At 67.7% G+C, this 20749-nt stretch carries 17 protein-coding genes and 1 tRNA gene; 5 read left to right on the top strand and 13 right to left on the bottom strand.

All coding sequences use genetic code 11. The features are described from left to right. Nucleotides 1-56 precede the first annotated feature (56 nt). From drmA to drmC, 3 genes are read left to right on the top strand one after another with little or no spacing between them, the layout of a single operon-like run. Nucleotides 57-3605, top strand: a complete 3549-nt coding sequence (gene drmA / locus ACFQ4H_RS11210) for a DISARM system helicase DrmA (protein ID WP_377569854.1) — start codon at nt 57-59, stop codon at nt 3603-3605. A 29-nt stretch (nt 3606-3634) separates the two neighbouring features. Continuing rightward, nucleotides 3635-5434, top strand: coding sequence for a DrmB family protein (drmB, locus tag ACFQ4H_RS11205; RefSeq protein WP_377569853.1), 1800 nt, complete (start codon nt 3635-3637; stop codon nt 5432-5434). Further along, nucleotides 5431-6231: a DISARM system phospholipase D-like protein DrmC gene (gene drmC / locus ACFQ4H_RS11200; protein ID WP_377569852.1), complete on the top strand. Its 801-nt coding sequence runs from the start codon at nt 5431-5433 to the stop codon at nt 6229-6231. The genes drmB and drmC overlap by 4 nt, the downstream gene beginning before the upstream one ends. A gap of 128 nt (nt 6232-6359) precedes the next feature. Here the strand turns inward: drmC and ACFQ4H_RS11195 are convergent, their stop codons facing one another. The 10 genes from ACFQ4H_RS11195 to ACFQ4H_RS11150 form a co-directional block, all read right to left on the bottom strand. Then, nucleotides 6360-6965 (bottom strand): TlpA family protein disulfide reductase, encoded by a 606-nt coding sequence (locus ACFQ4H_RS11195; protein WP_377569851.1) that lies wholly within the window; start codon nt 6963-6965, stop codon nt 6360-6362. A gap of 69 nt (nt 6966-7034) precedes the next feature. Then, a complete protein-coding gene (gene ccsB, locus ACFQ4H_RS11190; protein WP_377569850.1) occupies nt 7035-7937 on the bottom strand; it encodes a c-type cytochrome biogenesis protein CcsB in 903 nt (300 codons plus the stop codon). After that, on the bottom strand, nt 7930-9444 hold the full coding sequence (resB, locus tag ACFQ4H_RS11185) for a cytochrome c biogenesis protein ResB (RefSeq protein ID WP_377569849.1): 1515 nt from the start codon (nt 9442-9444) through the stop codon (nt 7930-7932). Before resB ends, ccsB begins: the two co-directional genes overlap by 8 nt. 11 nt (nt 9445-9455) lie before the next feature. Further along, nucleotides 9456-10193, bottom strand: a complete 738-nt coding sequence (locus tag ACFQ4H_RS11180; RefSeq protein WP_377569848.1) for a cytochrome c biogenesis CcdA family protein — start codon at nt 10191-10193, stop codon at nt 9456-9458. 4 nt (nt 10194-10197) lie between these two features. After that, the gene (locus tag ACFQ4H_RS11175; protein WP_377569846.1) at nt 10198-11193 is read right to left on the bottom strand and encodes a tetratricopeptide repeat protein; all 996 of its coding nucleotides are present in this window, start codon (nt 11191-11193) and stop codon (nt 10198-10200) included. A gap of 635 nt (nt 11194-11828) precedes the next feature. Continuing rightward, nucleotides 11829-13235 carry an ammonia-forming cytochrome c nitrite reductase subunit c552 gene (locus ACFQ4H_RS11170; protein ID WP_377569845.1) on the bottom strand — a complete coding sequence of 469 codons (1407 nt, stop codon included), beginning with the start codon at nt 13233-13235 and terminating at the stop codon, nt 11829-11831. Between the two features lie 9 nt (nt 13236-13244). Beyond that, on the bottom strand, nt 13245-13778 hold the full coding sequence (gene nrfH / locus ACFQ4H_RS11165) for a cytochrome c nitrite reductase small subunit (RefSeq protein WP_377569843.1): 534 nt from the start codon (nt 13776-13778) through the stop codon (nt 13245-13247). A 261-nt stretch (nt 13779-14039) separates the two neighbouring features. Next, entirely contained in the window at nt 14040-14411 is a 372-nt protein-coding gene (locus ACFQ4H_RS11160) for a helix-turn-helix domain-containing protein (RefSeq protein ID WP_377569841.1), read from the bottom strand. 169 nt (nt 14412-14580) lie between these two features. Beyond that, nucleotides 14581-15276, bottom strand: coding sequence for a response regulator (locus tag ACFQ4H_RS11155; protein ID WP_377569839.1), 696 nt, complete (start codon nt 15274-15276; stop codon nt 14581-14583). Next, nucleotides 15273-17015, bottom strand: a complete 1743-nt coding sequence (locus ACFQ4H_RS11150) for a sensor histidine kinase (protein WP_377569837.1) — start codon at nt 17013-17015, stop codon at nt 15273-15275. Before ACFQ4H_RS11150 ends, ACFQ4H_RS11155 begins: the two co-directional genes overlap by 4 nt. A 532-nt stretch (nt 17016-17547) precedes the next feature. Here ACFQ4H_RS11150 and ACFQ4H_RS11145 point away from each other — a divergent pair. Beyond that, on the top strand, nt 17548-18108 hold the full coding sequence (locus ACFQ4H_RS11145) for a putative immunity protein (RefSeq protein ID WP_377569835.1): 561 nt from the start codon (nt 17548-17550) through the stop codon (nt 18106-18108). A gap of 249 nt (nt 18109-18357) precedes the next feature. Here ACFQ4H_RS11145 and ACFQ4H_RS11140 read toward each other — a convergent pair. From ACFQ4H_RS11140 to ACFQ4H_RS11130, 3 genes are all read right to left on the bottom strand, one after another. Next, nucleotides 18358-18430 (bottom strand) — tRNA-Ala (locus ACFQ4H_RS11140). Nucleotides 18431-18815: 385 nt separating this feature from the next. Continuing rightward, the gene (locus ACFQ4H_RS11135; RefSeq protein ID WP_377569941.1) at nt 18816-19406 is read right to left on the bottom strand and encodes a YqgE/AlgH family protein; all 591 of its coding nucleotides are present in this window, start codon (nt 19404-19406) and stop codon (nt 18816-18818) included. 12 nt (nt 19407-19418) lie between these two features. Further along, nucleotides 19419-19775, bottom strand: a complete 357-nt coding sequence (locus tag ACFQ4H_RS11130) for a VOC family protein (protein ID WP_377569833.1) — start codon at nt 19773-19775, stop codon at nt 19419-19421. Between the two features lie 79 nt (nt 19776-19854). Between ACFQ4H_RS11130 and ACFQ4H_RS11125 the strand changes: the two genes are divergently transcribed. Then, the gene (locus ACFQ4H_RS11125; RefSeq protein ID WP_377569831.1) at nt 19855-20658 is read left to right on the top strand and encodes an S-methyl-5'-thioadenosine phosphorylase; all 804 of its coding nucleotides are present in this window, start codon (nt 19855-19857) and stop codon (nt 20656-20658) included. Nucleotides 20659-20749: the final 91 nt, after the last annotated feature.

The following is a 20749-nucleotide window of genomic DNA, read 5'->3' as shown; positions in this document are numbered from 1 at the left end:
GGTTGGATCGATTGGCCGAACGACGGCTGCCTGATCGACCCGCTACGGTGGCGGTCATGAATGGGGAGGGTGTGCTCGCCGTACCGGATGAGCGGGTGATTCGCGCGGAGCTGGAGCGGCTGGTCCGAGCCGACCTGCACGGCCCGCTCGGCGAGCCGGACGAGGAGTTCCGGGGGGAAGACCCGCTCGACCGGTACATCCTCGGCCGACTCGCGCCCAACGGCTCGTCGGTCGATCCGGACACGCAGGACGAGTATTCCGAGGCAGCGGCACCGGACATCCTGGAGGGTGAACCCGAGCCCAGCGCCCCCAACGTGCCCAGCCTCGCCCCCTCCGCACTCGGGTTCACCGCCTGCGTCGCTGGTGACGTGACCGCGCTGAAGGTCACCGCCGGCTGGGGGCGCTACGAAAAAATCACCTCGACGCGCGAGGAGCACGCCGGCAAGTCGGTCTGGTGCCGCCAGCAGCAGGGTGGCAGCGTCACGATCACGCTCACCGAGGGGCTGCTGCCGCCGACCGTGGTCGACCGGGGACAACCGGCCATCGTCGTACGTGGTCGAGCCCGCCGCCTCGACGGCCAGTGGCTGGTCTCCCTGTTCCTGGAGAATCGGCAACCCGCCCCACCCAAGCGGGACGCCACCCGTTGGATTTTTCAGGTCGAACTGGCAGCGACCGGTGTGGACGGACACCCGGTGTTCGTGCCGCGACCTGAACAGATCACCGGCGGTGACGCCTCTGACCAGGCGGAACGGCGTCGCCTGGCGATGGCCTACCGGTTCTGCCCCGAGTTCGCGGTCGGGCACGGTACGGCGGTACGCGCCGAGTCACCGGCCGACGATCCGCAACGGGCACACACCATCCGTACCACGACCGTGCCGGACCACGAGGTGCCCTTCACCGACGTACCCAACGTCGAGACCGACCCGGACCTGCCCGAGCTGGCCAATGTGGTGCTCGACATGAAACGGCTGGCCGAACTGGCCGACGACGGCCCAGTCGAAGCGCTCACGGCGGTGTTGCAGCCACTCGTCGACGGCTACCGCGCGTGGATCGACCGCAACGAGGCGGCCGTCGCCGACCCGGCCCGGCGGCTCGGCGACTACCGGTCGCAGGCCAGAGATGCGGTACGCGACGCCCGCCAGGCCGCCGACCGGATCGAAGCCGGGATCGCCCTGCTCACCACCGACCCGGTGGCCCGGCAGGCGTTCGGGTTCGCCAACCGGGCCATGTACCTGCAACGGGTGCACAGTGTGGTCGCCGCCCGCCGCCGCGAACATCCCGAGATCCCCCTCACCCAGGCCGTCACCGAGGCGGACCGGCCCATCAACCACCGTTGGCGCCCGTTCCAGTTGGCGTTCGTGCTGCTCAACCTGCCATCGCTGGCCGATCCCCGGCATCCCGAGCGCACCGAGGACCCCCGCCGGGCGGTCGCCGACCTGCTGTGGTTCCCGACCGGTGGTGGCAAGACCGAGGCCTACCTCGGCCTGACCGCGTTCACCATCGCCGTACGGCGACTGCAACCGGCGTACGGCGGCCTGACCGCCACCGACGGTCTGGCTGTGCTGATGCGTTACACCCTTCGCCTGCTGACCATCCAACAGTTCGAACGGGCCGCCACGCTGATCTGCGCCGCGGAGACCCTGCGCCGCGCCGACCAGGCGACCTGGGGCAGGCAGCCGATCCGGATCGGCCTGTGGGTCGGTGGACGGGTCACCCCGAACCGCACCGACGAGGTCGTGGAGTGGTCGGCCCGGCTGCGCGGAGCCCGGGGCATGGCAACCCGGGGTCAGGGCTCCCCGCACCAGCTCACCACCTGCCCGTGGTGCGGCACCGGCATCGAACCGGGTCGGGACATCTCGGTGAACTCGACGTATCGGCGCACGCTGGTGGTCTGTTCCGAGATGGAGTGCCCGTTCAGTGCGATGGGCGGGTACCTGCTGCCGGCCGGTGGGCAACTGCCGGAGGACGAGCAGGGCCTGCCGGTGCTGCTGGTCGACGAGGAGATCTACCGGCACCCGCCGGCACTGCTGATCGCCACCGTGGACAAGTTTGCCCAGCTTCCGTGGAAGGGCGAGACCGCCGCACTCTTCGGCCGGGTAATCCGACGGTGTGAGCGGCACGGCTACCTGACCGAGGACATCGAACGGGCCGACTGGGAGGCCCCCACCCACCGCCCCCGGGGCAACGCACCGGCCGCCCGGATCGTCGACTGCCCCCGGTTGCGTCCCCCTGACCTGGTCATCCAGGACGAGCTGCATCTGATCTCCGGTCCGCTCGGTTCGCTGGTCGGCCTCTACGAGACCGCCGTCGACCGGCTGGCGAGTTGGGAACCGGAGCCGGGGCACTGGTCCCGCCCCAAGGTGATCGCGTCCACCGCCACCGTACGTCGCGCCCATCGGCAGATCGACGCCCTGTTCCACCGGCACACCGAGGTCTTCCCGCCGCCGGGTTTGGACGCCTCGGACAGTTTCTTCGCCCGACAGCGTCCGCCCGCCGAGCGTCCCGGACGCCGGTACATAGGCATCTGCGCGCACGGCATCCGGCTCCGGTCGACCCTGATCCGGGTCTACGTCTCGGTGCTCGGTGCGGCGCAGAAGCTGCACGACACGTACGGCCGCAACCCGGTCACCGACCCGTACATGACGCTGGTCGGCTACTTCAACAGTTTGCGGGACCTGGGCGGGATGCGCCGCGTGGTGGAGGACGACGTCTCCACCCGACTCATCCGGGCCGACGAGCGAGGACTGGCCCGCCGATACGACCCGCTGTTGAAGGAGTTGACCTCGCGTATGCCGTCGGACGCCATCCGACCGCTGCTGGATCAGCTCGCCGTACGGTTCACCGGTACCCGCCCGAAGGGCAGCCCACCCCCGATCGACGTACTCCTGGCCACGAGCATGATCGCAGTCGGCGTGGACGTGTCCCGGCTCGGCGTGATGGTCGTCGCCAATCAGCCCAAGTCGACGGCCGAATACATCCAGGCCACCAGCCGGGTCGGTCGGGCCGCCCCGGGGCTGGTCTTCACCGTCTACCACTGGGCCCGGCCACGGGACCTGTCACACTACGAGAAGTTCGACCACTTTCACGCCAACGTCTACCGACACGTCGAGGCGTTGTCGGTGACTCCGTTCGCTGAGCGGGCCATCGACCGAGGGCTGACCGGCGTTCTGGTGGCGCTGGTACGCGACCTCGAAGCGGGCTACAACGGCAATCTGCGCGCCCAGGATTTCGACCGGCACAGCCAACTCGCCGACCACGTCGTACGGTTCCTCAAGCGGCGCAGCAGCGTGGCTGCCGACAACGCCACCCGCAACCGGGTCGAGGACGAACTCGAAGCACGCCTCGACCTGTGGGCCCGGGAACGTTCGGTGTCCGCCCGCCGTCTGGCCTACGACAAGCCGTACCGCAGTGACGACATCGTCGGTCTCCTGCATCGACCGGAGGAGGGCCGCTGGCGACAGACGACCTGTCCCAGCTCGCTGCGCGACGTCGAGCCCGGAATCCAGCTACAGCTGCACGTCAACGGCGTGGACGTTGACGATCCCCCGCCGTTCGTCTCCCGTGACAACAGCTCCGAAACCACCCCCGAGGCGGCAACCCGGTGACCGATCCGCAACATAACCTTCGCGTCGGGGTGTTGCGCCCCAATCAGCTCCTGCACACCTACGGCATCGGCTCCGTAGCCGACCTGCCCAGCCTGTCGATCATGCCGCTCGGCCTGGACCACTGGGATCTGTCCCAGTCCACCGTGATCAGCGAGGATCGTCTGTTGTCGGCGATGCGGGCCAAGGTCGGCGACCAGCTACAGTCGCTGCGCCTGCCGCCGCACCTACCCGAGACCTCGGACCCGTACGCCGAATGGGCCCGGGTCGGGGTGCCGGTCACCCTGTTTCCCGGCTGGCTGCGCTGCTCGGACATCCGGTGCAGCCGGCTGGCCCGAGCCGACAGCGGCATCTTCGAACTGCTTCGCTCCCACCTGCCGGACCGGGTCCGCTATGTGCACTCCTGTCGGGGCAACGGCGGGCGGCGGCCCACCGCCGTACCGGCGCGCTTCGTCCTGGCCTGCGGCAACGGGCATCTCGACGACTTTCCCTGGTCCTACTTCGTGCACCGGGACGGCGACCCCGGTGCGGGTCACACCCTGAAACTGCTCGAACGCGGCACCACGGGTGAGGCCGCCAACATCTTCGTCGCGTGCGAGTGCGAAAAGGCCCGGCCACTGTCCGAGGCACTCGGGGTGCAGGCCGAACAGACCCTACCCGCTTGCCGGGGGCGGCATCCGCACCTTGGCACATACGAACCGTGCGATGCCTCGACCCGTACCCTCGCCCTGGGCGCCACCAACAGCTGGTTCGCCATGTATCTGCCGGTATTCAGTCTCCCGCGCGCCGAACAACCGGTCGACCAGGTCGTCGCCGAGTTCTGGGACAAGCTGTTGGTGCTGTCCACACTAGATGAAGCAACCGCAAAGTTGATTCTGCCGACCCAGACCTGCTGGCCGGAGCTGGAGCCGTACGGCGTGGACCGAGTCTGGGCGGCGATCCAGCGCCGGGCACGTGCCGAACCCGACGACGACGATCGCGACAACGTCGACGTACGCCGGCCCGAATGGCGGGCGTTCACCACCAACACCAGGACCGAACTGCCCGACTTCACCACCCGTCCGGAGCCCGTACCGGCCCAGCATGCCGACTGGCTGCGTAACGTCGTCCTCGCCCCTCGGCTGCGTGAGGTGGCCGCCCTCTACGGCTTCACCCGCATCGACGCGCCCGAGTGGAATGTGCTCGATACCCCGGACCAGCGGCGAGCCCCCCTGTCCATCGACGCCCCCATCTGGCTGCCCTGCGCCGAGATGCGCGGTGAGGGAATCTTCCTGCGCTTCGAGGAGTCCCGGATCGTCGAGTGGGAACACCGCCCGGCGGTCAAACAGCGCGAGCAGTTGCTGATCCGGGCACACGACAAGTGGCGGGCACAGCGCCAACTGCCGCCGGGGCAGTGGCCCGGTCTGCGTTACCTACTGCTACACACCTTCTCCCATGTGTTGATCCGGGAACTCGCCCTCGAATGCGGCTACAGCGCCGCCGGCATCGGTGAGCGCGTCTATGCCTGGTCGGATGAGGACCCGGCCGCCGGCGTCCTGCTCTACACCGCAGCCCCGGACAGCGAGGGCACTCTCGGCGGCCTGGTCTCGCTCGGCCGTACCGACCGGCTCGGCCCGCTCATCGAGCGGGCCCTGGAGTCGGCCCGGCTGTGCAGCTCCGACCCGCTCTGCGCCGAACACGATCCCACCGTGCACGGCCGGCTCTCGGCAGCCGCCTGCCACGCGTGCCTCTTCGCCGCAGAAACCTCCTGTGATCGGGGTAACCAGTACCTGGACCGGGCGCTGCTGGTCGACACCCTCACCGACAACGGGTACGGGTTCTTCGCCCCATGACTCACGAGGCGCTCGCGGAGACCGTCGCCAGCCTCGCGGCGGAACTGCCCGCTGGGCACGTCGCGGCCTGGGCCGACGTGCTGTGTGCGGCGACGGTACCGGACCACTCCGTGGAGGCGGAGCTCATCGACGCCCGACCCGGATACGCAATCGCCGGTCACGCCCGACGGCTGCTGACCGCCTGGCGGGCCGAAGCACCCGAGCTGCCCGGCGCGGCGCTCGCTCTCGCACTGCGCAGCGCCGTCCATCTGCACCAGCGGGCCACGGCCGAGCGGACCGAGCTGGCCATCAGCGGCCCGACCAGCCCTTCCGTCCCGGTACGCCTGACCAGATCGGTCGTGGTCGGGCTGATCCGGGCGGCCCGAAGCAGCCTGCTCGTGGTGAGCTTCGCCGCGTACGGCGTCACCGAGGTGGTCACCGAACTGGTGACCGCTGCCAATCGAGGCGTACGCATCGATCTCGTCCTGGAGAGCTCGGCCGGCGACGGCGGTGCGTTGCGCGGACCTTCCGGGGCCACCGCCGCCTTCGCGGAGCTGCGGGACCGGGCCACCTTCTGGCACTGGCCGGCGCAGCAGCGGGCCGCCGCAGGTAGTCCTCGGGCTGCCCTACACGCGAAGCTGATCGCGGCCGACGGCCGGACCGCCCTGATCAGCAGCGCGAACCTCACCGATCGGGCGTTGTCGACCAACCTCGAAGTCGGCGTCGTCCTCCGCAGTCCGGAACTGGTACGACGGCTCGTCGCCCACTTCTCCGCCCTGATGAACCCCCGAACCGGCCCGCTGGAACGGCTGCCGTGAAGGTCCCGCCAATCGGATCACCTCCAGACGGCGGGGCCTGACATCGTTCTCTTCTGGCCCCGCCGCCTCGGTCGGCAACCCTCGCGCGGCTACCCGTCCGCGACCTCTTCAAAGGCGTACCGGTCCGCCTAACTGCTGATCTCCGCTAGCGCGGCGTCCATCCGGGCCCGGTTGAGCACACCCACCTTGATCGATTGCAGGTTGCCGGAGCGGTCGATGAAGTAGTGCGTCGGGATGCCCATCACCCGGTAGGCCGAGGCGATGCGGGTTTCCGGGTCGGCCACGTGCAGGTAGTCCAGCCCCAGCCGGATGGCGTAGTTCTGCACGTCCTTGGCGTCCTCGGAGAGGTAGACCGCGATCACCACAACACCGTTCGCCTTCGCCTTGTCGTACGCGGCCTGGATGTCCGGGGCCTCAGCCCGGCAGGGGGCGCACCAGGTGGCACCGAAGGTCAACCAGACGGGTTTCCCCTTGTGCTCACCCAGCGAGACCTGCCGACCGTCGACGGTGGTGGCGGTGAAGTCCTGGGCGGGTTTGCCCACCGCCGGCGGCGGTCCGGACGCGGCCCCGGTCAGCTCCACGGCGGTGACGCCGTCCGGGTCCGAATCCGGCCGGTCCACAAGGTACGCCGCACCCATCACGAGAGCCGTGGTCACGGCCAGCACCGCCAGTGTGCCGATGCGGCTCGTCCGGATCCGCGCGCGCCAACCGGCCGGGCGATCGGTTGTCGTCACCGACGTCATCGTGCACTCTCCTGTCTCGTCGCGATCGCCACTGGTCCCCACACCTACGCACGCGTTCCGCTAGACGTAGGCGTGCATTCCACCGAAGAACAGGTTGCCGAAGTAGGTGAACAGCACCGCGGCGAAGCCGAGCATGAGCAGCCAGGCCGACCGCCGGCCGCGCCAGCCCCGGACCACCCGGGCGTGCAGGTACGCGCCGTAGATCAGCCAGGTGACCAGTGACGCGGTCTCCTTCGGGTCCCAGCTCCAGTACGTGCCCCAGGCGATGTCGGCCCAGATCGCGCCGAGGATGATCATGATGGTCATCATCGGGAACGACACCACCACGGCGCGGTAGCCGATCTCGTCGAGCAGCGCCGGCTTGGGCAGACCGCGTCGACCGCTCTCCGGCTGGATCAGGTACAGCGCACCGGCCGCGCAGGCGACCGCGGCGGCACCGTAGGCGATGACCGCCGTAATGACGTGCAGGGTCAGCAGCAGGTTGTTCTGCAACGCCGGCACCAGCGGCGAGGCGGTGGCGTCGGCCGTCTCGGAGTAGAGCAGCATCGCCTCGGTGATCGGCAGCACCACCAGCGCAAGCATCCGCACCTGGTACTTCCACTCGAAGTAGATGTAGGCGGCGAGCATGCCCCAGGCGAACGACACGGCGAACTCGTACTGGTTGGAGAACGGTCCGTGTCCGGTTGCCACCGTCCGTGCCACGAGCGCGGCGGTGACGAACAGCAGGGCCAGGGCGGTGAGGCGGCTGCCGTACCAGACCAGGCCGGTCGGCTTGGTGGCCGCCCCGACACCCCGCGTGCCCTCCGGTGTCTCCGTGGCACCGCTGCCGCCGCCTGCCCCGGCGTGTGCCAGTGCCGGCTTACGGACCGTGCGCCGCATCGCGAGGACGACCACGTACGAGACCATCGCCAAGGCGACCAGGATGCTGCTGGCGATCAGGCAGTATTGGGAGAACTCAAGCATCTTTCGCTCCTACCTTCTCGTGGTGCCCGCCCGGCTTCCCGGCGAGCGCGTCGACATCGGCGACGAACTGGCGGAACCACGACTCGAATCCCGAGTCACGCCGCTCCATGGAGGCGAGGAGAACCTCACTCCCCTCGTCGGTGGACCGCACCCGTACCCAGATCCGCCGGTGCCGGAAGAAGAGGACGAGGGTCAGGCCGAGCATCATCAACGTCGAGCCGACCCACACCCAGAGCGCGCCCGGATCCCGAGAGACGATCAGACCGGTGAACTGCCGTTCCCGCTCGAAGGTGTAGGTGAGGCCGCCAACGGTGGTCGGTTTGCCCTGCGACAGCACCTCGGCCCCGATGGCCTGCTCGCTGTCCATCTGGAAGATCTCCAGCCGCATCTGCCCGGCGCTGATACTCGGATCCACCTGGCCCGACGCGGCGCTGACGACGTACACCATCAGGTTCTGGTCGGGCATCGTGAACTGGCCGATGGCGTTCTTTCCGTCGTCGGAGGTCCACGACAGCGGCACACCCCCGTCGAAGACGGTCCTGCCGCTGCTGTCCTTGACCTGCATCACCGCGGAGACACCGAAGTACGACTGGTAGAACGTGATCCCGTCCCAGCGCAGCGGCGAGTTGACCCGTACCTCCTGGCTGGCGAGTTCCTTGTCGCCTCGGTACAGCACCAGCTCGCTGACGTAGTCCTTCGGTCGGCCGTCCGCGTGGTAGGTGTCGGAGAAGGACTTCGCCTCGACCGTCAGGCCGGTGCCGTAGCCCACCTCCGCCCGCGTTCCGACGGTCACCGGAAACTGCGTGTTCTTGAAGCCGGTCGTGGCGCTGATCAGTACCGCGCCCAGGATCACCACGAAACCGAGGTGGGCAAGCACCGTGCCGAACGGGGTGTAGCGGAACCGGTCCGCGTAGAGGTTCAGACCTGGCCCCTTCGGGTCCGCGACGGTCCGGAACCGACGTCCGTTCAGCGCCGCGCGAACCTGCTCAAGCGCCTGTTCGGGTGGCAGGGGCAGGGTGAGCTTCGCGCGCAGACCGGCGTGGCTGAAGAATGCCTCGGCAACGTGGATACGCGGGTGCATCGCCCGTTTCCACAGTTGCGGCGTCCGGTGAATGGTGCAGGCGAGAATGCTGATCGCCAGCAGGATGGTGACCGACTTGAACCAGACGGACGAGAAGACCTCGAACATCCCGGCCATGTTCAGCGGGTTGGTCCAACCGCCGTACTTCGGCCGGACCGAGTCGAGCCAGCTGGCGTACGCCTGCGGGTCGTTGCGTACCCGGTCGGGTGCCTGTTCCAGCAGCGTGCCGACCAGGGAGAGCAGTCCCATGGCAAGGATCAGGATCAGGCCGGTCCGTTTGGAGATGAGAAACCGGTAGAGCCGGTCGGCCAGGTCCCACGGCGAGATCTCGATGCCCGAGTCGAGGTCGTCGCGTGCCAGGTTCGCCGGTTGCTCCCGGCCGCCGGTTGGGAATTCGTCGACATCGGTACGCGTTTTCTGGCTCATGCGATCCTCGCTCAGAGACCGAAGTTGGGCGCTAGGCCGGAGAGTTTGCCGAACATATTGGTGATCATCAGAAAGCCGGTCAGGATGAGCAGCACTCCGGACACGATCGACACTGCGGTGTGGTGCCGACGCAGCCAGCCCAGGCGGCGACTCACCTCGGTCGCGCCGATGGCGACCAGGATGAACGGGATGCCCAGCCCCAACGCGTACGCGACGAGCAGCGCCGTACCTTGGCCGACGCTGTCGGTGACCGAGGCCAGGCCGATGATTCCGCCGAGGATGGGGCCGATGCACGGCGTCCATCCCGCCCCGAAGGCGACCCCCATCAGTGCCGAGCGCCGGTAGCTGGGGGTGATCGCGGCCGGACTGGGTTCGCTGGCACTCGGGCCACCGGCCGCGCGTACGGGGACCCGGACCTCCCGGTACAGCGCCGAGATCTCGATCAGACCGGCTACGTGCAGACCCATCACGATCAGCACCGCGCCGCCGACGGTCCGCAGCACGTCGCGATAGTCACCGAGTACGTAGCCGATCAGCCCGATCGAGGCCCACAGCGCGACGAAGACCGCGGAGAATCCGAGGACGAAGACCAGCGCCTGGGAGAAGGCGACTCGGCGGGCGTGCGGCGAATCCTCGGGTGTGGCACCGACCATGTAGCTGACGAAGACCGGCACCATGGGCAGGCAGCAGGGCGAGGCGAACGACACGACCCCGGCGAGCACCGCGAGCGGCAGGGTAATCCCGGTCATGTCGTCACTTCCCGCCGCCGGACGAGGTGGTCGAGGGCGAGGGGGACGGGTCGACCAGGCTGTCCATGTGAGTGGAGACGGTCTTGGCGAGCTCGGAGTTGGGGTCGATCCTGATTACCTCTTCCCACGCCGCCTTCGCCTTCGCGTTGTCCGGTGGGTTCTTGCTCAGGTACAGGAAGCCCAGGTCATAGTGCGCTTCGGCCTGCTTCGGATCGAGTTCGACGACCTTCAACCAGTGCTGCTCCGCGCCCGCCGTGTCGCCGGTGTTGAAGAGGGCGACGCCAAGCGCCAGCCGGGCGTTGATGTCGTTCGGGTTGATGTCGAGGATCTTCTGCTGCCAGGTGGCGGCGGTCTTGTAGTCGGAGGCCTGGAAGTAGACGTCGCCGAGTGATCGCAGCGTCTCCACGTCCTTGGGGTTCGCCTGGAGCTTGCTCATCAGCTCGGCGACCTTGGCCTCGTCGAGCGGTTGCGCGGTGGGCGCAGCGGTTGCACTGGCGTTGGTTCCGGAGTTGGGCGGGGTTTCCGCCCCCGCCCGGTAGACCCCGTAGACCAGCCCGGCGACGACCAGCATCAGGGCGATCGGGAAGATCCGGGAGTTACGCAGCCGGCGTCGCAGCGTCGCCGGGGCGGACTGGCGTGGGTGGCTGCGGCTCGCCCGCTGCGCCGCCTGCTTCCCGGACTTCGCTGCCGTGCCACGGCTCGGACGGGTGCCGCCGGGCTGCTTGCCGGACGTGGCCTGGTCACGCTCGGTCCGGTCGCGCTCGGTCCGGTTACGCTCGGTCCGGTCACGCTCGGCCTGGTCGAGCTCGTCCTCGTCGAAGTCGTCCTCATCAAAGTCGTCCGCAATGAGGAGTTTCAGATTGAGGACGTCGTCGTCAGGCTCGTCCGCGTCGACCGCTTCGTCGTCACCATCCGCCGCAGGCGTCCGGTCGTCCCGCGCGGTCGCGCCAGTCGGATCCGACTCCCGGCCGGAGAGCACCGCATAGGCCGCACCCGCCATGGTGGCCTGCTGTCGTGCCCACGGTTGAAGACCGGGTGGCGCCGAATCCAGGAAGGATGCGAGGCGGTCGTGGGCGGCCTCGATGTCGTCCGGACTCGCATCGGGAGGAAGGCCGAGCCAATCCAGGAGCGTATGGGTGAACCCTGCTGAGTCTTCGGAACCCGCCACGGCCGTTCGACGCCGAGCCATCTGAGTCTCCCGGTACTGATCGCGTGGCGCGGTGTCCACGCCGCTGAGTGACACCTCAAACGATCGTCGCGAGGCTCCTCGGCAGCCATCCGTCGCCCGACACGTTTCCGATAGATCCGCAGCGTGGGGGTTATAGCCGTAGCCGTCGACGGCATAGTCCCGCCTGTACCGGTCGGGCTGGCGTCGGCAGCGCACCTCCGGCGACCGCGCCGGGCGGCCTTCCCGTGGCCTACGCAGTGCCGTGACCTGCCCGGACAGCCGGGTGGCGGGCGATTCCGGGATGCGTCACCGATGCGGAGCCGCTAGCGGGCAGAGGGTCGTGGTGGGTGCCGACGCCCGCAAAAACTCTGGGGAGGAGGCCCAATGGGCACTCCTCCCCAGAGCACTACCGCAGTGTGGTCACTGCCCGTCGCCGCACCGGAAGTACGGCTGACTGGCGTCGACTCTCACCGCGTTCCGGGCAACTGCGGGGGCATCACGCCACGGAGGGCGAGTTGACCTTGCCGAATGTAGTTGGTTGCATCGTTCAGAACGCGGAGCGTCTCACCGGGTGCGTGGAAGCCACTCGAATTCTCGGCCTCGACGTAGTCGATGAAGAACTGCGCTTTCCGTTGGAACTCGCGGGCAGCGTTCAGGTTCGCCTCGGGCGTACCGTTCTTCTGCGCTGCGGCGATGTCGTCGATCAGTTCGACGAGGGCGTTGAAGGCGACATCGCGGGAGTGCACGTAGCGGCCCTGGATCTCCTCTACGCGACCCTTCAGCTCCTCTTCCGAGGCCCGGTGACAGGTCTGGCAGGAGCGGTTTATGTTCAGCAGCGGACTGCGAAGCTGGTGGTCGCTGACCTTGGCTGCGCCTTCACGCTTGTACGGCATGTGACAGTCGGCGCAGGATACGCCGGCCTTGGCATGCACGCCCTGGTTGTACATCTCGAACTCGGGATGCTGCGCCTTGAGTACCTTGGCGCCGGATTCCTTGTGGACGAAGTCCGAGTGCCCGACCTTATCGTAGTAGGCGAGCGCGTCGTCCACCTTCAGGCCGTTCTGCCAGGGGAAGGTCAGGCGCTTTTCCGCGCCCTTGAAGTAATACTCCACGTGGCACTGACCGCACACGTAGGAACGCATCTCCTGCGCGGTGGCGTCGCGGTTGACGTCGAAGTCCTTGACGCCGATCGACGCCTTGTACGCCTTGATGCCCTCCATGAACGCGGGACGGGTGATCCGCAGTTTCATCGTCTTCGGATCGTGGCAGTCGATGCAGGCCACCGGATGCTCCGCCAGGGCGGAGGCATCGTGGTACGTCATCTGGTTCATCTTGTCGAAGCCCTTGAAGAGATCCCCGTCACCGAGGTTCTTCATCAGGACATAGGTGGAGGCGTGACAGTTGAGGCAGGTGCCCGGCTGTTTGAAGTCGAGCACCCGCTTGGTGTATTTCTGGTCCTCGAGCATGTAGGCATGGCCACGCTCTTCCCGGAAGTCGGTTGCGAACGGGTAGCCGGCCCACATCTTGACCAGGCGAGGGTCTTCCTTGAGCTTGTCCTGCGAGACGACGGTGCGCGGGTCGACCTGGGTGGGGCTTCGCCGCACCGCCTCCGAGCCGCCGTAGCGGGTCTTCTGCTGCTCCGACGTACGCTTGTAACTGTCGTACTGCAGGGGGAAGTTTCTGCCCCAGACCGCAGGATCGGTGGTGTTGTCGTCCAACTCGACCACCGGATAGTACGGAGTATGAGCTTCCTGCTTACGCTCGAAGATATTGACAAGGAAAGCGGTCAACCCCACCGTGGCGAACGCGCTCAGCACGACGGCTGAAAGCAGGACCAGTTTCCTGCGTCTTGGTGTTGCCTTGTTCGGTTTCATTCTCCTCACCTACATGTGCCCGACCGTGCGATGGCATTCGACGCACGATATCTTCTGGTCGTGAGAGCGAGTTGCCTGAATGCCGGTTACAACATCCTTGTGGCACGACAGGCAGGTGCCCTCGGTCACCTTCAGACTGCGTTTCGTGATCTGGATTTCGTCTGGGAATCGCTGCGTCGTGAAGGCAAGCGAATGGGAGAAACCGTTCTGTGCCTTGGTCACGTACTTGCCCACCAGATTGTGCGGCGTGTGGCAGTCGTTGCAAGTGGCCACCTTGCCGTGGCTGGACTTCAGATAGCTGTTGTAGTTCTCCTTCATGACATGGCAGTTGGCGCAGGTGGCGGGGTCGTCTCCCAGATATGACGCGCCATCGGCATAGCCGAACGTGAAGAGGCCGAGGCCCAGCGCCACACCCAACAGAACGGCCAGTACGGAGCGAACCGCGCCGCCGCGCTTTCTTGGACCATCGCGAGGGGCGTCCTCGTCCGGCGGGTCCGCAGACTTGTCCGGTCTGCGGACGATGTTGCGTAGTCGTCGGGTCAACGATCGACCCGAGAGCGAGACTGATAGGCGCTTCGAGATCACATTGCCACCCGACCCTCATCACGACTGCCCCAAGCCGCCGCGTCACATCCCGCGACGGCGGTGAGCCAGGCAGATAGAGTTTCCATCGCGACCATCGTCAGGCCAGGGCAGAGAAAAACCCATCTGTCGGCCGGTAGATATCCGATACAGGGTGGGGGTGTGTGACCCGCATACCGGCCGATAGGTCCAGCCGGTGTGACAGCGGACGCACCCGCCTCGTTACCGACCGGGCAGGGCTGGGCGCCCGGCACCGGCGACCTGCGGTGCCGCATCGCCGCCGCGCGCCGCCAGGATGATCCGGCCCAGGTCCGCGTTCGCCGTGGGCGCGTACGTGGCGGTGCTCATGGCCGATGTCACGTCGATGAGCACCGCCTTCGGCGCAAGCCGCCGGCAGTCCGGCTCACACCGGCTTCCCTCGAAGATCACGACATCGGGCTGGCGAGCCAGGACGGCCTCCACCACTCGCCCGTTCCCGGCCGGGGCCACCGCCACCTCGGCGTCGGTCTCGACCAGCAGTATTCGCGCAAGTCCCTCGCCGAGCAGCGGATGCTCGTAGAGGACCGCAACCAGACGCTGTACCCGTCCTGACACGGCTGGTCCTTCCGGTTGGCACCAATCGCTCCAACGCGATCACGGTAGCCACCGGCCAACCGGCTGAACCATCCCCGAAGCGACACAGGTTCGGGCCAGAAAGAGGCCTACCGGCTCTATCAGCAGGTAGATCTGTGCGGTGAAGTGATGGACCGGGTGAGGTGACCGGCTACTGGCGGCGCGGGTTGCCGAGACCCTGCCGCACGATGTAGGCCGCCGCCTGGATCCGGTTCTCCATCTGCAGCTTCTGTAGCGCGTTGTGGATGTGGTTCTTCACCGTGCCCTCGGTGATCGACAGCTTGCGTCCGATCTCCTTGTTGGTCAGTCCGTCCGCGACGAGTTGCAGGATCTCCAGTTCACGTCGACTGACGGCCGGCTCCGGCACGGCCGGCGACGGGCGGCGTCGGGGACCTTCCCGCAGTTCGGCGAGCAGTCGGCTGGCGAGTACGGGCGACACCGGCGTCTCGTTGCGCATCACCGAACGCAGCATGTCGTAGAGCTGTTCAGGCCGGAGGTCCTTGAGCAGGTAGCCGTGCACGCCGTTCCGAATCGCGTCGAACAGGTGATCGTCCTCCTCGGAGACGGTCAACATGATCACCTTGATCGCGGGCAGTTGCTCCCGGATCAGCCGAGCCGCCTCGACGCCGTTCATCACCGGCATCTCGACGTCCATCACCACCAGATCGGGGGTCAGGGCATGTGCCTTCTCCACGCCCTCCAGGCCGTTCACGGCCTCACCGACGACCGTCAGGTCGTCCTGCTCGTTGATCAGCGTCGCGATGGCGCGACGGAACAGCGGTTGATCGTCGACGAGCAGGATCCGGATCGGTACCGGCGCCTCGGCCGCCCCGTTGCCCGCCATCATGCCTCGACCGCCATCAGGGGAAGGGGCAGTACGCGGTGTGATCTGGGCACGCCGACGATGATGCGGGTTCCCCGTCCGGGCACCGAGTCGATCGTCAACCGGCCGTTGATCAGCTCTATCCGTTCGCGCATGGAATGCAGCCCGAACCCTTCCCGCTCAGCCGGCACGGTGCCCGGGTCGAAACCGTGCCCGTCGTCCTCCACCACAAACATCGTCAACTCCGGTGTCTCGCTGATTCGAACGACCGCCGACCGCGCACCGGAGTGTTTCCGGACGTTGGTCAGCGCCTCCTGGATCACCCGGATCACCTGCACCTCGCACTGCGGGGTGAGGACCAGCTCGCCGTCCAGCGTGCTGTCCAGCGTGGTCTCGATACGGCTCTGCCGGGAGAACTTCTCGGCATAGGCGCGCAGGCTCTCCAGCAGGGCGCGGTCGGTACGGCTCGACTCACGCAGGCCCAGGATCGCCTCACGGACGTCGTAGTAAGCCTCATGACAGACACCGATCAGATCCGTCAGTTCACCCTGGACCTCGGTCGCCCCCGTCAACTCGGGCCGCGAAATCAGCGCGCGTAGCCGTAGATGGGTCACCCCGAGCACCTGGGCCAGGCTGTCGTGCATTTCGCGGGCGATCCGCTCGCGCTCGGCGAGGATCGCGCCCTGGCGTTCGTTCTCCAGCATCCGAGCGTGGTTGAGGGCGACCACGGCCAGTTCGGAGAGGGTGACCAGGAACCCCTCGTCCCGGCGGCTGAACGGGCTGTCGGAGCGGCGGCCGACCCAGACCTCCCCCAACGATCCACCGGGACCCTGCAACGGCACCGACACGGTCGCCGGGTACCCGACCGGGGTGCGAATCGGGCACGTCACCGGGCGGAGTCCACACGCCTGGGCACCCTCGCCCGCGATACATGCCAGCCCGTCGGACGCCGCTCCGCAGGTCGTCGTGGTGTCGACCAGCACCAGGCCGGAGGTCGCCTGGTTGAGGCACAGCCCTGCCTCATCCGCGTCGAGCAGGTCGCGCGACGAGTTGACCACGGAGGCCAGGGTCGCCGTCGGCGAGCCCTGGCTGGAGATCTGCAGCAGTATCTGGTGGATGGCCTGGTCCTCGCGCTTACGTCGCTGAAGATCGGCGATGAGCTGCGCGCGCTGGATCGCACTGCCTATCTGCTGGCCGATGTGTTGGAGCGTGTCGGAGGTCAGCCGGCCGGGTTCGTCGCCGTCGACCAGGCGCAGGGACATCGCGCCCACGACTGCGGTACCCGCCAGCAACGGAAAATCGACGGTACGCGGCGCTGCTGCAGTAGGGTCGTCGACACCGTTCGGGCGGGCGTCGACGGTCGCGACTCGGTGCCAGGTGACCGCATCCTCGTTCAGCAGTCGGTCCGCCGGCACCGAGGCGGTCAGGGCCACCTCGATGGCTCCGGTCGACGACAGGACGCCCTCCAGCGCCGCGTCGATGATCTGGTCGACACCCAACTTGCCACGGACCGCCGTCGACACCGCGTTCACCACCGCCAACTGGTGGTTCTGCCGGAGTATGAGCCGGTATGCGCGGTCGATGAAGAAGAATATCGTGACCCCGAAGACGGTGGCCGCCAGAACGGTCAGCACGCCAAGGATCAGATGTCCCCGATGGGGCCATAGCCGATGGACGACGGGCAGCCGGATCAGTTCCAGCGCGACGATGAAGAGGACCGGCAGCGCGATGCCGATCAACCTGAGCCGTCGAAGCCGGATCACACCGCCTCGATCCTCACGCCCGCCGAGCAGACCGAGGGATCCGAACAGATCGAGGGACGACGTACGGAACAGGGACTCGCCGCCCGGTCAGCCCTCGGCTGCAACGCGAACACCGGACCCCTCCCCACTCGCCCGCGCACCACGGGCTGGCCCATTCGTGACAAGGGTACGGGGTGCAGTGCCGCCCTCCGTAACAAGGCCAGCGCACCGTAATCCACCCCACCCACCTCACCGGGAGGGCCTGCCGGCTGTCGAACAGCGCGTCGTCGAGTCTCGCGCGCCCCGGGTTCCCCGCCGGCCTCCGTCCCTGACCGCCCCGCCGGCCTCCATCCCTGACCGGTTGCTCTGGCCCAGGTCCGACACGCGCATCCGGTGACCACCGGTGCCGCAGCCGATCGCCTGTGCGGACAGGCCGTGCTCGGGTGCGAGGTCGAGCGGCCTGAGCAACCTTCTGTTTTGAAGGTTTCCCCTAGATGCTCCGCCAATATCCCGGACAAGTTTCAACCGTTGGTTCAGCGATAGCGTTGACTGCATGGCGACTGACGAGAATCTGATGATCGAACTCAGCATGGCTGAACTCCGGGACGTCGCCGGCTACGCGGTGGAGTGCGCGCGGCCCGCACTGGCCATCTTCGAACGTGCACGTCCTGACGATCGGCGCCCACGAGCCGCGATCGACGCTGCACAGGCGTTCGCGGAGGGAGCCAGGCGGACCAAGGCGATCCGGGACAGTGCGTGGGCGGCAAACCGGGCGTATCAGGAGACACGCGATTCAGGGCAGGCCGCGGCGAGCGATGCTGCGCGCGCGGCCGTCGCCACGGCCAGTGCGGCGTACCTGCACCCCCTGGCGAAAGCTACTCAGGTCAGGCACATCCTCGGGCCGGCGGCTCACGCGGCTCGAGCGTTCGAGCTCGATGCTGGTGACGACCGTGACGTTGGCACCGACTACATCGAGAAGGTCAGAGGTCTAGCTGGCCCCATCGTGGTGAGCGTACTGACGCGTTACCCAAACGCCCCGAGTGGTGGCGGCCGTCTCGGAGAGCTGCTGCGGAGACTGGACGCATCGTTACGCCGGATGGCATCCGACCGCTGACCGATGGTCACCCCCACGGCAATTTTCCGTGGACCAATGCCCGGGTCGAAGTGCGCCATGGTCCGGCCCCTGGGTCAGGCCCTAGCGCTAGGTTCTGCAGATCGACGGATACTCCACGGACCCCTTCGGCGAAGATGACCCGATCACGGCGTCCGCACTACGGGCGGCCCTGTCGCCCGTGAACGTCGAGCCTATAAACGTCGATGCCCTGGTCGGTCCGTTCGGACTGACCAGGGCATCGACCAAGGGTGGAGCCGAGGGGACTCGAACCCCTGACCCCCACACTGCCAGTGTGGTGCGCTACCAGCTGCGCCACGGCCCCTTGCGTGTTTCCCGATCTCTCGGGCACGCGGAGAATCTTACACACCCCCACCGGGCTCGTCATCTTGGAGGGGTGCCCGGTCGGTGACCCCGGTCGACCCGGGGCACTAAGTACCGATTCAACCAGTTCGAGGGTACGACCCCGGGCGCGGAGGCGGTCGGCGTCGGGTGCCTCGTAGCCGGCTGGCAGCCGCCCAGGCATCCCCACGCGCCTGTCGAACTGACATCACGAACGACTTCATCAGCCAGCCCGCCACACCCGCGTCAGCTGCCCAGGGCGGGCGGTAGCGCAAACGACTCAGCTCGACAGGCCCCGGCGACACCCATCCCGATCAGGAGATGCGACATCCGCCCTGTTCCGGCGACAAGGCGACAAACAGAACCGGCTAGTTGAGCGAGACGTCGGGCGGGAAATGGGCGACGGCGGCCATGATCCCGCCCTGCCGGCGCAGGACCATCGGCCAGAGATCGTCGGGGCGGTCCACGAACGCGTCACCGGGCAGCGCGTCCAGCACGAACCACGATCCGCCGGAGATCTCCGCCTCCAACTGGCCGGGAGACCAACCCGAATAACCCGCGAAGACCCTGATCCCGGAGATCCGCTCCCGTAGCCGCTCCGGATCCACGGACAGGTCGACCGTGCCGACCGCACCCGAGATCAGGTGAAAGCCCTTCACCCGCTCGACCGGGTTACGCATCCGGGCCAGGCAGATCGCCGATTCCGGCTGGACCGGCCCGCCCTCGAAGAGCACCGCCGGATCACGGGCCAACGCACCCCACTCCCCGAGTACGTCGGAGACGGGCACCTCGGTGGCCCGGTTGAGCACCACTCCGAGCGCGCCGCCGGCCTCGTGGGCGACGAGCAGCACGACGGTACGGTCGAAGTTCGGATCCTTGAGGGCAGGGGTGGCCACCAACAGTTGTCCGGTCATCGACTTCATGGACCGTCCCCCGATCGCCTGCCCCTCCCCGTACATGCCGGCCATCCGCTACCCGTGAGCCGCGGAGACGCAGAACTCGTTGCCTTCGGGGTCCGCAAGCACGGTCCACGCCAGCCCCGGCGTCACCTGCTCCTGGAGCACCGTTGCGCCGAGCCTGACCAGCCTTGCCACCTCTGCCTGCCGGTCGTCGGCCGACCAGTCGACATGCACCCGGTTCTTGCCGGCCCGGATCTCCGTCACCCGCTGCAGGCCGAGCGCCACTCCCTCACCCCATGCCGGAACGAGGATCACGAACTCGTTCTCGTGTTGCCATTTCAGCTCGTAGCCAGCCGCATCGGCCCAGAACTTCGCCAGCCGCTGCGGATCAGCGCAATCGATGGTCACCATGTGCGCAGTCAACGCCATGCATCGCACCCTACTTGTCCGACTGGCGGTGGTTAAGGTCTGGAGGCAACTAAGCGGATCAAGCCTGAAGGGCGGGCCTATGGGGCCAGCAGCAGAACTCGCCGTAATCGGAGGCTCCGGGCTCTACGCCCTGCTGGACGGGGCCGTCGAGCACACCGTCGAGACACCGTACGGAGCACCGTCCGACCCGATCACGATCGGCCGGGTCGACGGCCGCACGGTGGCGTTCCTGCCCCGACACGGAAAGGACCACCGCTACCCGCCGCACCTGATCCCGTACCGGGCCAACCTGTGGGCGCTGCGGTCCATCGGCGTACGGCAGATCCTCGCCCCCTGCGCGGTCGGCGGGCTACGGCCGGAGTTCGGCCCCGGCGCGTTCGTGGTGCCCGACCAGCTCATCGACCGGACGTCCGGCCGGGTGCAGACGTACTACGACCGGGGCGCGGTGCACGTGTCCTTCGCCGACCCGTACTGCCCCGTCGGGCGGCAGACACTGTTGGCGGCGGCCGACCGGCGGGGCGTTGACGCCACCGACGGTGGGACGGTTGTCGTCGTCGAGGGTCCGCGCTTCTCCACCCGGGCCGAGTCGCGCTGGTTCACCGCGATCGGTGGCACGGTGGTGAACATGACCGGGCATCCGGAGGCGGTGCTCGCCCGGGAACTGGCCATCTGCTACAGCTCCATCGCGCTGGTCACCGACCTCGACGCCGGGGTGGAGGGCGAGCACGGGGTGACCCAGGAGGAGGTGTTCCGCGTCTTCGGGGAGAACAGCGCCCGGCTGCGCGGGCTGCTGCTCGACGCGATCACCACACTGCCGGTCGACCGCGACTGTCCGTGCAGTCGGGCGCTGGACGGCATCGAGCTTCCGTTCACGCTGCCCTGACCGGGCTACGCCAACCCCCGCCCTGACCGGACTGCAACAAACCTCCGCAAAGCCCGATTAGGGTGAGATGCAACGCTGGCGTGGTTCGGTC

It is taken from the genome of Micromonospora sonneratiae, assembly GCF_042679305.1.
GTDB classification, from domain to species: domain Bacteria; phylum Actinomycetota; class Actinomycetes; order Mycobacteriales; family Micromonosporaceae; genus Micromonospora_H; species Micromonospora_H sonneratiae.
This window is presented reverse-complemented; position numbering and strand designations above follow the sequence as displayed.

Excerpts from the sequence above, each read along its gene's own strand:
- drmA (WP_377569854.1), top strand. The coding sequence starts at position 57 with ATGAATGGGGAGGGTGTGCTCGCCGTACCGGATGAGCGGGTGATTCGC.
- drmC (WP_377569852.1), top strand. The coding sequence starts at position 5,431 with ATGACTCACGAGGCGCTCGCGGAGACCGTCGCCAGCCTCGCGGCGGAA.
- ccsB (WP_377569850.1), bottom strand. The coding sequence starts at position 7,937 with ATGCTTGAGTTCTCCCAATACTGCCTGATCGCCAGCAGCATCCTGGTC.
- resB (WP_377569849.1), bottom strand. The coding sequence starts at position 9,444 with ATGAGCCAGAAAACGCGTACCGATGTCGACGAATTCCCAACCGGCGGC.
- ACFQ4H_RS11180 (WP_377569848.1), bottom strand. The coding sequence starts at position 10,193 with ATGACCGGGATTACCCTGCCGCTCGCGGTGCTCGCCGGGGTCGTGTCG.
- ACFQ4H_RS11175 (WP_377569846.1), bottom strand. The coding sequence starts at position 11,193 with ATGGCGGGTGCGGCCTATGCGGTGCTCTCCGGCCGGGAGTCGGATCCG.
- ACFQ4H_RS11170 (WP_377569845.1), bottom strand. The coding sequence starts at position 13,235 with ATGAAACCGAACAAGGCAACACCAAGACGCAGGAAACTGGTCCTGCTT.
- ACFQ4H_RS11155 (WP_377569839.1), bottom strand. The coding sequence starts at position 15,276 with ATGATGGCGGGCAACGGGGCGGCCGAGGCGCCGGTACCGATCCGGATC.
- ACFQ4H_RS11145 (WP_377569835.1), top strand. The coding sequence starts at position 17,548 with ATGGCGACTGACGAGAATCTGATGATCGAACTCAGCATGGCTGAACTC.
- ACFQ4H_RS11135 (WP_377569941.1), bottom strand. The coding sequence starts at position 19,406 with ATGTACGGGGAGGGGCAGGCGATCGGGGGACGGTCCATGAAGTCGATG.
- ACFQ4H_RS11130 (WP_377569833.1), bottom strand. The coding sequence starts at position 19,775 with ATGGCGTTGACTGCGCACATGGTGACCATCGATTGCGCTGATCCGCAG.
- ACFQ4H_RS11125 (WP_377569831.1), top strand. The coding sequence starts at position 19,855 with ATGGGGCCAGCAGCAGAACTCGCCGTAATCGGAGGCTCCGGGCTCTAC.